The 14,273-nt window shown below is 44.0% G+C and carries 14 protein-coding genes; 8 read left to right on the top strand and 6 right to left on the bottom strand.

Annotated features, from left to right (window positions below; genetic code table 11):
• Positions 1 to 43: 43 nt before the first annotated feature.
• Positions 44 to 1,849: a PINc/VapC family ATPase gene (locus P8X24_RS09745; protein ID WP_372915748.1), complete on the bottom strand. Its 1,806-nt coding sequence runs from the start codon at positions 1,847 to 1,849 to the stop codon at positions 44 to 46.
• 100 nt (positions 1,850 to 1,949) lie between these two features.
• Between P8X24_RS09745 and P8X24_RS09750 the strand changes: the two genes are divergently transcribed.
• Positions 1,950 to 2,549 (top strand): ferritin family protein, encoded by a 600-nt coding sequence (locus P8X24_RS09750; RefSeq protein WP_372915750.1) that lies wholly within the window; start codon positions 1,950 to 1,952, stop codon positions 2,547 to 2,549.
• Positions 2,550 to 2,611: 62 nt separating this feature from the next.
• Positions 2,612 to 3,853, top strand: coding sequence for an ATPase domain-containing protein (locus tag P8X24_RS09755; protein ID WP_372915752.1), 1,242 nt, complete (start codon positions 2,612 to 2,614; stop codon positions 3,851 to 3,853).
• Here P8X24_RS09755 and P8X24_RS09760 read toward each other — a convergent pair.
• Both P8X24_RS09760 and P8X24_RS09765 read right to left on the bottom strand, forming a co-directional pair.
• Positions 3,806 to 4,279: an LEA type 2 family protein gene (locus tag P8X24_RS09760; protein WP_372915754.1), complete on the bottom strand. Its 474-nt coding sequence runs from the start codon at positions 4,277 to 4,279 to the stop codon at positions 3,806 to 3,808. The two genes, P8X24_RS09755 and P8X24_RS09760, sit on opposite strands and share 48 nt — an antisense overlap.
• Positions 4,269 to 4,727 (bottom strand): single- stranded DNA-binding family protein, encoded by a 459-nt coding sequence (locus P8X24_RS09765; protein WP_372915807.1) that lies wholly within the window; start codon positions 4,725 to 4,727, stop codon positions 4,269 to 4,271. The genes P8X24_RS09760 and P8X24_RS09765 overlap by 11 nt, the downstream gene beginning before the upstream one ends.
• Before the next feature lie 58 nt (positions 4,728 to 4,785).
• Here P8X24_RS09765 and P8X24_RS09770 point away from each other — a divergent pair, with 58 nt between their 5' ends.
• The 3 genes from P8X24_RS09770 to P8X24_RS09780 are packed head-to-tail and all read left to right on the top strand — an operon-like array spanning position 4,786 to position 7,590.
• Positions 4,786 to 5,448: an adenylate kinase gene (locus P8X24_RS09770; protein ID WP_372915756.1), complete on the top strand. Its 663-nt coding sequence runs from the start codon at positions 4,786 to 4,788 to the stop codon at positions 5,446 to 5,448.
• Positions 5,449 to 5,490: 42 nt separating this feature from the next.
• Complete coding sequence (gene tgtA, locus P8X24_RS09775; protein WP_372915758.1) at positions 5,491 to 7,242, top strand: tRNA guanosine(15) transglycosylase TgtA; 1,752 nt, start codon at positions 5,491 to 5,493, stop codon at positions 7,240 to 7,242.
• 48 nt (positions 7,243 to 7,290) lie between these two features.
• The gene (locus P8X24_RS09780; RefSeq protein WP_372915760.1) at positions 7,291 to 7,590 is read left to right on the top strand and encodes an FUN14 domain-containing protein; all 300 of its coding nucleotides are present in this window, start codon (positions 7,291 to 7,293) and stop codon (positions 7,588 to 7,590) included.
• On the opposite strand, the gene P8X24_RS09785 is transcribed toward P8X24_RS09780, so the two are convergent.
• The gene (locus tag P8X24_RS09785; protein WP_372915762.1) at positions 7,587 to 8,696 is read right to left on the bottom strand and encodes an alkaline phosphatase family protein; all 1,110 of its coding nucleotides are present in this window, start codon (positions 8,694 to 8,696) and stop codon (positions 7,587 to 7,589) included. The two genes, P8X24_RS09780 and P8X24_RS09785, sit on opposite strands and share 4 nt — an antisense overlap.
• A gap of 99 nt (positions 8,697 to 8,795) precedes the next feature.
• On the opposite strand from P8X24_RS09785, the gene P8X24_RS09790 reads away from it, so the two are divergent.
• The 3 genes from P8X24_RS09790 (at position 8,796) to P8X24_RS09800 (ending at position 12,866) form a co-directional block, all read left to right on the top strand.
• Entirely contained in the window at positions 8,796 to 9,809 is a 1,014-nt protein-coding gene (locus P8X24_RS09790) for a radical SAM protein (protein ID WP_372915763.1), read from the top strand.
• Between the two features lie 24 nt (positions 9,810 to 9,833).
• Positions 9,834 to 10,175, top strand: coding sequence for a DUF192 domain-containing protein (locus P8X24_RS09795; RefSeq protein WP_372915765.1), 342 nt, complete (start codon positions 9,834 to 9,836; stop codon positions 10,173 to 10,175).
• Between the two features lie 108 nt (positions 10,176 to 10,283).
• On the top strand, positions 10,284 to 12,866 hold the full coding sequence (locus P8X24_RS09800; protein WP_372915767.1) for an ATP-dependent helicase: 2,583 nt from the start codon (positions 10,284 to 10,286) through the stop codon (positions 12,864 to 12,866).
• Between the two features lie 5 nt (positions 12,867 to 12,871).
• Here the strand turns inward: P8X24_RS09800 and P8X24_RS09805 are convergent, their stop codons facing one another.
• On the bottom strand, positions 12,872 to 13,759 hold the full coding sequence (locus P8X24_RS09805) for an MBL fold metallo-hydrolase (protein ID WP_372915769.1): 888 nt from the start codon (positions 13,757 to 13,759) through the stop codon (positions 12,872 to 12,874).
• Positions 13,760 to 13,872: 113 nt separating this feature from the next.
• A partial coding sequence (locus P8X24_RS09810) for a TOBE domain-containing protein (RefSeq protein ID WP_372915771.1) occupies positions 13,873 to 14,273 on the bottom strand: 401 nt, incomplete at its 5' end.

Here is a 14,273-nt window from a genome sequence, read left to right on the forward strand (position 1 = left end):
TATATAATTCTCTTGGTGAGGTGAGAGAAAAGAAGAAAAATCTCTACAGTGAAGCCCAAATCGAGTGACCTTCGTCGATATATCTTTTAAGCAACTTGCCGACCGGTGAGCTCTTTGAGACTTTTACAACGCCCTTCTTGCTTGGGGTTGCTGTGAAGACATAGTCATTGCCCGCATAAAACCTCAAAGGTTTCCTTGCATAGTCAGGAGAGACTCTGAGAACTATGCTCTTCTTCTTTTCCTCTATCTCCACTGGTATCCTCTCTTTAACCTCTGGTTGCTTCTCCGCAAAGCTCTTTACGTCAATATTTATTCCAAGTCTCTTCTCTAATTCCTGTATTCTCTTCCCTTTCTTCCCTATTATCGCCGGGATATCGAACTCATCGGCATATATAATGGCCTTGTGCGGGCTGATAATCTCGACCTCAGTGTATACATCTGGCAGGAACCTCTGTATTTCTTGCTTAAGCCTCTTCTCCGCAAGTTTGAGAGCTGGCGCCTTCTCCTCCTTTTTTATTGGGACGACGCTTACTTCTTCGCCGAACGTGTAGATCTCGTACTCTAGCTGGCCAGTTTCAAAGTCCCTGACCTCTATTACGGGCCTTGCAAGGTCTTCCTCCTTCATCCCTGTGGGAACTTTCACCTTGTACTCTAACGTTAAAACCTTGGCGACCCTACCTGCCTTGATGAATATCACTGTATCAACTATCTGAGGAATCATACCAAGCTCTACCCTACCTATGAATCTCTGAATGGCATCTATGGGCTTGGTTGCGTGAACTACTCCTACCATTCCAACGCCCGCGAGTCTTAGGTCGGTGTAGATTAGGAAGTCGCTGGTTTTTCTCATCTCATCAAATATCGTGTAGTCTGGTCTGACAAGTAAGAGCACGTCTCCAGTTTTCTCCATGCTCCCATTGAGGGCAGTATACTGAGTTATCTCCTCACTAACTTGGAGATCCCTGGGCTTCTCCATTGTCTTAACTATCTTGCCCATTGAAGCGTACCACTCCGCCAGCGCCTGAACAAATGTAGTTTTACCTGCTCCTGGGGGTCCTGCAACTAAGATTCCTTCAGCTTTCTCCTTTAACCTCTCGAGGAGCTTCTCGCTTAAATTGTAATCTTCAATGCTGAGCTTCTTCACCGGCCTTACAGCAGTAATCTCGATTCTATCTGAGAATGGAGGTTTGGCTATGACTATTCTATAACTTCTAAGTTGGACAATGGTTGCTCCTGGCTCATCAAGCTCTATAAAGCTCTCTGGATCTCTCCTTGCCCTCTCCACTATGTCATCAGCTATTTCCTCCAGCTCCTCCTCGGTTAGTGGTTTGTCCCTTATCGGAACCAGTCTCCATTCTCCTGGCCTTCCCTTCTTTGCTAAGGGCTTAACTCCTGCCTTTAGGTGAACACTCATGGTTTCCTCGTCGAAAAAGTCCTCCAACCTGGTCTTCGGCTCCCTTCTGCTCTCGAGGTATATTACCTCTATCCCTTTGGCTATCGCTATATCCCTCTGAACTTGGTCTCCTGTTATTAGTATAGCATTCAATTCTCTGGCAACTTCTCTCACCAGGTGATCGATTTCTCCGGCCTTCGCTCTTCTTATCTGCCATAGCTCAGGCCTCTCGCCATAGAACTCGAGCAGTATCTTGCCCTTGTCTGCCATTTCTCTAAGCTTCTTAAGTTCCTCGAGCCCGGTATGTCCTATTGCCTTTCCTTCGTTAGCTTGGTGTTCTATTTCAGCAACGACAGCTTCGGGCACTACAACCTTTACTTTTTCTTTTACTCGCTTTAGATATTGGGTGAGCCTGCCATCTACAATCACACTCGTATCTGGAACTATCACTCTCACCTCTCTCACCTCAGCCAAAGGTGAAGTGGCTACTTTATTAGGGTTTCCTCAGAAAACTTTTAAATACCAAAGGTTATTAAAAGCTCGGAGGTGATAAGTAATGACGCTGGTGGAGACCGTAAGGAAAATCAAAGAGGCAGAGAAAGAGGCATTGAAGGACTACAAGGATCTCCTGAAAGAGCTTAAGAGGCCAGAAAATGCTGAGCTTAAGAGAGTTGTACTTAGACTTGCGGTTGATAAGATATTCCATAAGGAGCTTATGGAGGCTATTGAAAGGGCATATAAGGAGGCCTCAGCACTCTTAAAGGAGCATTTAGAGCCGTTTTATCCAGAGCTTGAGCCAATAAGAGAGTCTGTGATGGAGCTAGATCAAGGACTGGCCTTACTCCCAGGAGTGCCTTCCCTGCTACTACCATTAGACTTTGGAAAAGTCGGTTATAGAATACCACCCGAAGAAGTGCTGGAGGAGTTAGTAAAATCGTTCCCAGAAGTCTCTATAATACCCCAAGAGAAGTTAGATAATATAATTGAAAAGTTAGATGATGCCATTGAAATGGAAAAGGAAATGCAGGACGGGTACAGGGAGCTGGAAAGCAAGGCAAAGCATCCTGTAATTAAGGAATTATCAAAAGCAATCCTCCATAATGAAGATCAACACACCGCAATTCTAACCAAGATCGTTGGCAGGTTTAGGGGATAATGTAATTTCTCATCTCATTTTTAGTAAAGTTTTTTAACTTAAACCTAAATCCTCAAGTTAGTATGAAGATTAGGAGTGGCCTTAAAACTCTTGATCAAATATTGGGAGGTGGATTTGAAAAAACGCACAATGTTGCAATAGTTGGAGGTATTGATAATGACCATGTGTTACTTCTTCATCAATTAGTTATGTCATTTTTGTCACAGGGATATAAAATCCTCCTTATAGAGTTTAGACAAGATGTTAATTCACTAATCAAATGGTTAGAACCGTATGGGATGAACTACACCAAGTTCATTAAAGAAGGAAAATTAAAAATACTAGATGGATTCTCAAATCTATATTCCCCAACTCACGTAGCTGGGGCTAATATCTTGCCAAACCCGATGGATCTTAGCATAACAACGGCAATAGTCAGGGAGAGCGTTGTTAAGGAAGCTTATGATTTTGTCGTGATAGACGATCTAACCTCATTATACACCCTCCAAACTGATCAGAGGGCGTATATAAGGGTTGTAGTGAGGCTTGTTAACTCAATTAAGAGATTCGGGGCTTCAACATTAGCCTCATTGAACTCCGACGTTTTATCCACTCAGGATCTTTCAATGTTGCTAATACCCTTCGAGTACGTCTTGGAAGCAAAAAATGGAACGATTACAATAAGAAGATCCTTTTTGCCCTTAAAAATAAATCAGACCTCAATTCCATACATTAGGGGCAATACTGGCATAATGCTTGCTCAGGACTCATTTAAAAGCGTTGACAAGGTCAAAGAATCCCTAATATTGGACAACACTGGAGCCTTAATAATGGGCGGTGTGAGGGTTCAGATAATAGAAGAATACTCAGAATCCGCCCTAATAGAGTTTATATATCAGTTTTTAGGTCCTGAACGTGGGAAAGAGTTTTTATATAGGTGGGGGAAGTATGAAATGACTACCCTTCCTCTCGACCAAGATACTATTAAGAACCTCCCCAGGATAGAAGCGATAAAGAGAATTCTTGAAGATAGTTTTGAATTTACGAAGGCTACGGGAGGAGGGCTCTTAAGAATACTCGACCTATCGGAGGATAGAATAGTAATTGAAGGGAAGAACTTGTTCCCCAGCTTAAGGAACTTTCCATATCCTGCTCATTTAAACTACGTAGGGGCCCTTACCAAACTAATAGAAAGGCTTACGGGGGAAATTTGGGAAGGTGAAGAAGTAGAATGTGAGAGTCAAGGGCATAGAAGGTGCCTATTTGTTATTAAGAGGCTATCTAAGGGTAGCATTAAAGGGAACCTTGAGGATTCCAAAAAGTGAGTTGGCGTATAATCCCCCTGTTGCCCACCACGTCAATTCTCTTGTTTTATTTTCGAGTAATACCCTAACGAATTCCGTTGGGACGTTCGAGTAATATATCGTAAAGTTAATGGGTATTGTCACTTTCTCCCCTGGGGTTAATGTCATGGTCCTGTTAAGGCTGTATTCCCCTATGTATATGTCCTCAGCATAGAGTTCAATCTTAATACCATCTATCGAAACTTTCTTACTTGTTGGGTTAAGAACTTCAACAATTGCAACTATCCTAGCACTATCTGTGTCAACGTGTGACACGTACACGTTAACTAAGCTAACTTCACAGTCATTAACGGGACCTAACGCAATGTATCTGAATATGAAGTAACCAAAGTTGGCAAGTGGAACAGAGATCAGCAAGAGTATTAAAATTGTAACACTACGTCTCATGCTCCTCCACCTTTAATCTAAGCCCCGTATGTTCCTGCTTTATCCTCTCAACGATATTCAATATGGAATCTGTAACTTCTTTTAGTTTGTTTGCAAGACTTTCCAACTCTTTTACTACCTCTTCAAAAGTCCTCTCCATCTCTTCTACTTCTTCCATCGCTAATGCTAACTTTTCTTCCTCTTCTCTCCTGTAAACTTCTATTTGAAGGGTTTCAGGATACCACTTTATTTTTTCATCCTCAATGTCAAAATCTAGAGACACCCTTACTACGTCTTCTTTCTTAACGTTTAGCTCTTGAAGTTTTCCAAAAATGTATCTGTTAATTTCTGCACTAACTCTCACAACTTCTTCTGGGGGCACCTTTCCTCGGGTGGCTGCAAAAAGGACTTTCCTAACTTTGTTAGCATAACCGCTCGCTCTTACAAATCCCGTTAATAACTTGGGCATGAACCTCACCGTATTATTTTTAGATTTTGGGATATAAATTCTTGTTGGTGTTTTCGCAATGAACATCCTTATCTTCGGCCCCCCAGGAAGTGGTAAGTCCACACAAGCCAGAAAAATAACTGAAAGGTATAACCTCACTTATATTGCTTCGGGCGACATAATAAGGGCAGAGATCGAGGCAAGAACTCCCCTTGGGAAGGAAATGGAAATGTATCTCTCCAGAGGTGACCTCATCCCAGACACTATAGTCAATACACTGATAATATCCAAGCTAAGGAGAGTAAGGGAGAATTTCATTATGGATGGATATCCTAGGACGCCAGAGCAGGTCATAGCCCTTGAAAATTACTTATATGACCATGGGATAAAGATAGATGTGGCAATAGACATCTACATCACGAAAGAGGAAAGCATTAGGAGGATTTCGGGAAGGAGGATCTGTAAGAACTGTGGGGCAGTCTATCACGTAGAGTTTAACCCCCCAAAGATCCCTGGGAAGTGCGATATATGTGGAGGAGAGCTAATTCAGAGGAAAGATGATCGGCCCGAAATCATCGGCAAAAGGTATGACATATACTCAAGAAATATGAAGCCAATTATAAAGTTCTATCAGAAGCAGGGAATCTATGTAAAAATTGATGGGCACGGAAGCATAAATGAAGTTTGGGAAAGGATAAGGCCTTTACTGGATTACATTTATAACCAAGAGAAGCGGCGATGATTTGACTCCGGAAAATCTGATCGATGATGAAGTCCAGCCCGAATGAGCCGAGGTGAGATGATGTTCAGGTTCGAAATTAAAGCTAGAGACGCCGCTGGAAGGATAGCGAAGCTTGAGGTTAACGGGAAGAAGATAGAGACTCCAGCAATAATGCCCGTGGTGAACCCAAAGCAAATGATCGTTGAGCCCAAAGAACTTGAGAAAATGGGTTTCAAGATAATAATAACGAATTCCTACATTATATATAAGGATCCAAAGTTAAGGGAAGAAGCCCTAGAAAAAGGAATACATAAGTTGCTAAATTATGATGGCATCGTTGAAGTTGACTCAGGCTCGTTCCAGCTCATGAGGTATGGAAAAGTTGAGGTCACAAACAGAGAGATCATAGAGTTCCAGCATAAGATAGGAGTCGACATAGGAACTTTTCTTGATATTCCAACCCCTCCAGACACGCCCAGGAAGCAGGCGGAAGAAGATCTAAGAGTAACACTAGAGAGGGCGAGGGAAGCGGAGGAGATAAAGGAGATACCAATGAACGCTACTATTCAAGGTTCAACGTACACCGACTTAAGGAGGTACGCCGCGAGGGTTCTAAGCGGGATGAATTTTGAGATACACCCCATAGGAGCCGTTGTGCCCCTTCTCGAATCTTACAGGTTTAAAGAACTCGTTGACGTAGTGATATCATCAAAGATAGGCCTCAGGCCTGATAGGCCAGTGCACCTGTTTGGAGCTGGACATCCTATAATCTTTGCTCTCGCAGTTGCTATGGGTATTGATCTATTTGATTCGGCAAGCTATGCCCTTTATGCAAAGGACGACAGATATCTAACCCCCCAGGGAACGAAGAGGCTTGATGAGCTTGAATACTTCCCATGCTCCTGTCCGGTCTGCTCTAAGCACACTCCCCAGGAACTGAGGGAGATGCCTAAGGAGGAAAGGACAAGATTGCTAGCACTACACAACCTGTGGGTCATAAGGGAAGAAATGGGAAGGGTGAAGCAGGCAATAAAAGAGGGAGAGCTGTGGAGGCTTGTTGATGAAAGGGCTAGGGCCCATCCAAAGCTATATGTTGCATACAAGAGATTACTTGAGCACTATTCATATCTCGAGGAGTTTGAGCCAATAACAAAGAAATCGGCATTCTTCAAGATCAGTCAGGAAAGTCTCAACTGGCCAATAGTTAGGAGGGCGAAGGAGAGAGCAGAAAGAGTGAAGAAAAAATTCAAGGAAACGATAAAGCATCCAATATTTAGTGAAATCCCGAAGTACCTTAGCCTCACATATCCCTTCGCTCAGAGTGAGGCTGAAGAAGATTTTGAAATCGTAAAGCCGACAAAGGAGAATGCGCTGGACTACATAAAGGCGATAGCCGAGTACCAGTTCGGAGAGAACGCCTCTAAAGCGTTTGAAGGGGCACAAGTTGAGCTAGCGAGGACGGGAATGCCAAGGCAGGTGAAGCTAAACGGGAAGAGATTAGCAACGGTTAGGGCGGATGATGGGCTACTAACGTTGGGAATAGAGGGGGCAAAGAGATTGCACTCAGTACTTCCATACCCCAGGATGAGGGTAGTCGTTAACGAGGAGGCCGAGCCATTTGCAAGAAAAGGTAAGGACGTCTTTGCAAAGTTCGTTATTTTTGCGGATCCTGGGATAAGGCCCTATGATGAAGTGCTGGTCGTAAACGAGAGGGATGAATTATTGGCCACAGGTCAAGCTCTCCTTTCCGGAAGAGAGATGATAGTTTTCCAAACCGGAAGGGCCGTTAGGGTTAGGAAAGGGGTGGAAGGATGACCAAAACCTTATTACCAAATCAAAAATAATAGGAGGCGGTGAGAAAGTATGGATCTTAACTTAATGGGAATAACCGGTGATGTTGGGGTTGGGGCTATAGTTGGATTCATAGTTGGGTATGCACTCAAAAAGTTCATGAAGATAGTTATGGCCCTAATTGGAGCGTACGTCTTAAGCCTCTTCTGGCTACAGCAGAAGGGAGTCATAACGATAAATACTGATGCATTATTCAATCTGACAAAGCAGGCCGCTCAAACGACTTTAAGCCTCGCAGATAAAGCCATGGGGATACTTCCTGGGAGCACTGCCTTCATCGCAGGGTTTTACCTCGGGTTTAAAAAGGGTTAAATTAGGGGCTCTCCCTTCATATCTCCCCTCTTTTGAGCCCCAAAGAATTTCAAAACCGTAGGGGCTATATCGTAGAGGCTCGCCTCATCTCTCTTTACCTCCAGACCCCAAATTATCAGTGGAACTTCCTTTACCTTCTCGTTTAATGAACCATGCATGCCTTTAACCCAATAACTTGTTCCCTTAATCCCCCTGCACTCTATGTGATGGCAGAACCAGTAGCCTTCCCTTGCGGAAACTATCAAGTCCCCGCTAACGGGAACGTCAAGGTAGGGAAGATCTTCCCTAAAGAAAACAGCTTTAACCCCTGGGGCCCTCTTTAGAAGTTGATAAGCTTCTTCGCGCTCTTCCGGGTTCTTAAGGTAGACATGAACGCCTCCACCGGATGAAACCCTAAGGACGCCAATTCCATTGTTTCTCAAGTACTCCTTTAGGTTAACCCAGGTATGAACTTCCTCCTGCCCGTGGTCCGCGAATATTATGAATGCATATTCCTCCTTCAGCCTCTCCCAGAGGGTTCTAACGGCTGAATCGACGATCTCAACGGCTTTGAGGGCCTCCTTGCTTTCCGGCCCGTAGTCGTGTTGCATCCCATCTATCGAGGCAAAGTGTACTAATAGTAGATCCGGCTTGCACTCCTCGTAGAGGTAGAGAGCGGAGTTCAGAACCCACACATCCTTCTTCCAATCCCTTCCATGCCTTCTATAAAGCTCATCCTCAGCAAAGAAGGGTGGGAAGATTCTGACATCAACGTTGCTGAAGGGAGGCATTGTGTAGCCAGAAACACTCGCTACTCTCACTCCCTTCTGCCTTAGCAGATCCTGAATTAGAGGAGCTTTTATAACCTTATGGGGATTAAATGCGACTTCATAATCGTAAAACTTAACTCTAACACCGCTTAACCTGTCATAATAACCGTTCTCAACTACCCAATGAACCCTAGGCTCAACGCCTGTCATTACGGTGGTGTGAACTAAATCCGTGAGCGTGGGAAATATCGATTCTACCTCAAAAAAGTAGCCCTCCTCGGCGAGTTCACTCAAGAAGGGCATGTGCTTGAGGTTATATAGCCCGTTTCCGTCAAGACTTATCAGGGCAAGCTTCATGCTTTCACCTCAGCCGGTAGGTGGCTCATCACACTTCAGCCGGGAGTAGTTCATCATCGTCGGTGACCTTTTTAGCCCTTGATTTCATAAACTTAACCGATGGGAGCAAGGGAGGCACTGCCAAAGTACTTCGCTATCCTTGAAGGTGAAGATATTCCGAACTTCCTCTTGGTAAGAAAGGTTGAGGTTAGCTTTGAGGATAATGCCGAACTCCAAGAGCTTTGGGAAGTTCATGATGAGGGCATGGACAGGCTGAGGGAGAACGATTTAAGCAAGAACCCCAAGAGGAATTTACTCGAGTTAAAGGCCAAAATAGCCGATAGAATACTTGAGAGCTGTCACCTCTGTGAGATAAGGTGTGGGATAAACAGGAAAGAGAGCGTAGGCTACTGCAGAGTTAAGGAGAGCTTGGTTGCGAGTGACTTCCTGCATTATGGGGAGGAGCCAGAACTCGTTCCCTCATATACGGTCTTTTTCTCTGGATGCAACTTCCGTTGCGTCTTCTGTCAGAATTGGGACATAAGCCAGTTTAGGGTTGGCATCGAGATAATCCCAGAGTACATGGCCTTAAAGATCGAAAGGGCCTATAGATTTGGCGCAAAGAACGTGAACTTCGTTGGCGGGGAGCCCACCCCTAACCTCCCCTTCATTCTAGAGACGTTAAGGCACGTTAGGGTTCCAATCCCGGTTATTTGGAACTCAAACATGTACATGAGCGTTGAGGCAATGAAGCTCCTTGACGGCGTTGTTGATGTATATCTGGGAGACTTTAAGTACGGGAACGATGAATGCGCAAGAAAGTACTCAAAGGTTCCAAGGTACTGGGAGGTAGTTACGAGGAACTTCCTCCTCGCGAAGAATCATTTTAGGGCAGAGTTCCTGATAAGGCATCTCGTGATGCCAAATCATTTAGAGTGTTGCACCAGGCCTATACTAAAGTGGATAGTGGAGAACCTTGGTAGGGATGTTAGGGTGAACGTCATGTTCCAGTATAGGCCAGAGTATAGGGCTCAAGAATATAAGGAGATTGCAAGGACGCTGACGCTTGAAGAGATGGAAGAAGCTGAGAAGATAGTGAGAGAAATAGGACTGAAAAATGCACTTGTTGGATAGTTCCTCTTAAGTGGTGACATAAGAATGTTAGTCAATGAAACCAAGGGGCTCATGTGGGAAGGGGAGGTTAGGTTTGCGGACAACTTCATTAAAAGGTTCCTGGGGCTAATGTTTCGAAAGCCAAGGTACGCCCTCATATTCGTACTGCCCATGGAAACCAGAATTAACGCCTCAATACACGGCTTCTTCATGAGGGAAGCTATAGACGTTATATTCTTAGATTCAAAGAGGAAAATAGTTGATCTTGCCGTATTAAGACCCTGGCATTTGTACACTCCTAAAAGACCTGCGAAATATATCATTGAAGGGCCAAAAGGCATGATCCAAACCCTTAAAGCTGAAGTTGACGATGTAATTAAATGGTAGAATAATTACATAATTGAGCAAAAACATTATTATGTACAATTTTTCAAACCTCCTAAGTTTTGAGAGAGAACCAAATTATTTAAAAGTCCGAGCCGAGATTGAGGAGCGATGGGAGAAATAAGGTGGGCCACCAAGGAGTACACCGATGAAGAGATATATTCAATCCTCGATCCCGTGGTTAGGGAGTGGTTTAAGAGGAAGTTTAAATCGTTCACTCCACCACAAAGGTACGCCATAGTTGAGATACATAAAGGAGAAAACGTCTTAATTTCATCGCCCACCGGTTCAGGTAAAACACTCTCCGCATTTCTGGCTATAATAAGCGAGCTCATATCCCTGGGGAGGAAGGGAGAGCTTGAGGATAAGATATACTGCGTGTACGTTTCTCCGCTAAGGGCCCTAAACAACGATATAAGGAGGAACCTTGAGGAGCCTCTAGCTGAGATCAAGAGAGTAGCCCAGGAACTCGGAGAAGAAATACCGGAGATAAGGGTGGCTGTAAGAACCAGCGATACCACAAGCTACGAAAAGAGCAAGATGGTCAAAAAGCCCCCACACATACTCATCACAACTCCCGAAAGCCTGGCTATAGCGTTAAATGCTCCAAAGTTCAGGGAGAGGCTTAAGGATACAATGTGGGTTATAGTTGACGAAGTTCATGCTTTGGCGGAGAACAAGAGGGGTTCCCACTTGGCCCTAACCCTAGAAAGGCTTAGGGAGCTAACAGGGAAGGATTTCGTGAGGATAGGCCTGAGTGCCACCATACACCCCTTAGAGGAAGTTGCAAAGTTCGTGTTCGGTTTTGAAAATGGGAAGCCAAGGCCAGGGTTAATTGTAGATGTCAGCTTCGCAAAGAGAACAAAGATAACCGTAGAGAGCGTGGTTGAGGATCTAGTCTACACTCCGGCGGATGTGCTTAGCCAGGCCCTCTACAGAAGGATAGGGGAGCTCGTCAAGAACAGGAAAACTACCTTAATTTTTACGAACACGAGGAGCGGAACAGAGAGGGTTGTTTACCATTTAAAGAAGATGTTTCCCGAATGGGCAGATAAAATAGAGGCTCATCACTCCTCTTTATCTAGAGAGGTTAGACTAGAGGTTGAGGAAAGGCTAAAGCGGGGAGAACTTAAGATTATTGTTAGCTCAACGAGCCTGGAGCTCGGGATTGATATAGGAAGCATTGACCTTGTAATCCTAATTGGATCCCCTAAGAGCGTTAACAGGGCCCTCCAGAGGATAGGGAGGGCTGGACACAGGCTCCACGAGGTAAGTGAGGGGGTTATCTTAGCACTCGACAGAGACGACTTAGTTGAGGTTACTGTTTTAGCCCACAATGCAAGGAACAGGAGACTCGACAGAATTAGGATACCAAAGAACCCCCTAGATGTTTTAGTTCAACATGTCCTGGGGATGGCCCTAGAGAGAGTTTGGGATGTTAACGAGGCTTATAACGTGGTGAAAAGAGCATATCCCTTCAAAGACCTGCCCTTTGAGGACTTCATGAACGTTCTTAAGTATCTAGCAGGAGAGTACGCCGGCTTAGAAGAGAAGAAGGTCTACGCAAAGATATGGCTTAAAGACGGAAAGTTCGGAAAGAGGGGGAAGATGACGAGGGCAATCTACTACATGAACACTGGGACAATTCCTGATGAAGCGAAAATAGACGTCTTCACAATAGACAAGAGATACATAGGAACCGTTGAGGAAGAGTTCGCGGAGCACCTGATGCCAGGAGATATATTCGTTTTGGCAGGAAGAACTTACGAGTTCGTTAAGAGTAGGGGCAACAGGATATACGTCATACCCAGGGAAGGTGCAAAACCAACGATACCTTCATGGTTCTCGGAAATGCTACCCCTAAGCTTCGACCTAGCTCTGGATATACAGAGGTTTAGGAGAGAGGTAAAGTCTTTATTAGGTAATAAGAGGGCAAAATCATTCCTCATGAAGAAGTACGGTATCGACGAAATCACGGCAGAGGCAATACTCTCCTACTTCAGGGAGCAGGCCAAGTACTCAATAATCCCAGACGATGAAACGGTTTTGGTGGAGGCAGTCAGGGATAGAAATGTTGTCAAGTACTTCTTCCACACCCTCGTCGGCAGAAGGGCCAATGATGCCCTGAGCAGGGCTTTTGCTTATATTATAAGCAAAAAGAAGAGGTGCAACGTTGGGGTCGCGATAACGGATAACGGCTTCATGCTCAAAGTTCCCGAAGATAAAGCCCTATCCCAAGAAGAAATTCTCGAGCTATTCAAGCTGGAGAACCTCAGGGAAACCCTAAAGAGAGCCCTAGACAATACAGAACTGTTGAAGAGGAGGTTCAGGCATGTAGCGAACAGGGGATTACTAGTTCTGAGGAGGTACATGGGAAGGGAGAAGAGCTTAAGTAGGCAACAGATGAACGCTCAAACCCTCCTGAATTTCCTCAAGAAGAACTATCCAGACTTTCCGCTACTTAAGGAGGTGTACAGGGAAATCATGGAGGACAAGATGGATGTTGAAAACGCTGAACTCTTTCTACGTTGGATAAGGGATGGTAAAATAAGGATCATTATTAGGGAGCATGAGTATCCAAGCCCATTCGCGTTCAACTTAGAGGTCGTTGGGGCTAGCGACGTTGTCCTCATGGAAGATAGAAGGGAGCTGATAAGGCAACTGCACCAGAAGATAATGGCAATAATTAGTTAGTGATATTACTCAATAATAATTGTTTTACCTGCATGTAACTTCTCGAAATTATTTCCGAATTTCTCTAAGAACATGTTTTCTGCTCTAAGACCTGTGCAATGTCCAGTGTAGACTTTTCTGACTCCTAATCTCTTTAAAGCATTCACCGTGTTATTTATTCTTTCTTCATTGGCATTTATCAAATGAAATCCCCCTACTACTGCATAAACCTTTTTAATTCCACTTATCTTCATAGCTTTCTTCACCATGCTAACTATCCCAGGATGAGAACATCCCCCAATAATTACCAATCCCTTTTCCGTGTTTATTGCCAGTCCTATCTCCTCATTTATAGAATCGGGCACTATCTTACCATCCTTGAGTGTGTAAAGACCTAATGTCTGACTCTTTTCGAATTCAACTTTTTCATCTTCTGCAATTTCCCCTAAGGTGAATACCCCTGGCACTAGCCTAATAGGTTCTCTTGTCAGTATCCATATTCCCCCTAACTCCTCTATGGCCTCTTTGGAACCGCCACGTAACGGTGGGATCCCCGCATAAATGAACTCAGGCTCAAGGGCAAAGCTTATTTTGAATATTTCGGGATGAGCAAATATTGGAATTTCCTTATTTATCTCCTTCATAAGACCCAGTAAACCACCTGTATGATCAAAATGGCTATGAGAGAGAACTATCATGTCCACAGCTTTGGGTTCAATACTTAAGAGTTTCATATTAAATAGGATAGGCTCCGCATATGAGCCAGTATCAAAGAGTATCCTCCTATGCATATGCCCACTTTTGATTTCTATCAGGAAAGAAATTCCATGTTGCGCCCAGAATGGGCTATTGTACCCTGCATAATCTTCGGCAAGCACGTAAATCATTAATTTATCGACCTTCCCCATTTCCATAATCCTCGTACCTCCCGAATATTAAAAGTGTCCCCTCCCCGACCGCCCCCCGGTCACCTTTCGCGGGGGTGTGAGAGGGGAGGGGTCATTTAGTGGTATACTTAACCAGGTTTTTAAATTATCGCTTCTGTTGTTTGCTTATTAAAAATATGGGCTTTTTGTATGTTAATTTTAAACTTTATCCTTTCGCCTTCTTTTATGTTTTTATTAGTTTTTGCCCTTATTGTAATGTTTCCAATCCTAATGTGAACTACCCGTTCACTTCCAAGATTTTCAATAATTTCAACAATGCCACTTAAATCCCCCTCTCCTATAATAACATCTTCAGGTCTAAAACCAAAAATAAGGCTCTTTCCGGCAAAATCCTTTAGGATTTCATGATATTCTTTAGGTAATTCAATCTTAAACTCACCAGCTTCAAAAACTCTTCCGTCGAAAGTTCCTTCTGTGAAGTTCATTGGTGGTGTTCCTATGAATCCGGCTACGAATGTGTTTTTTGGTTTTTCGTAGACTT

The organism is Pyrococcus kukulkanii, from assembly GCF_041647995.1.
GTDB lineage: Archaea > Methanobacteriota_B > Thermococci > Thermococcales > Thermococcaceae > Pyrococcus.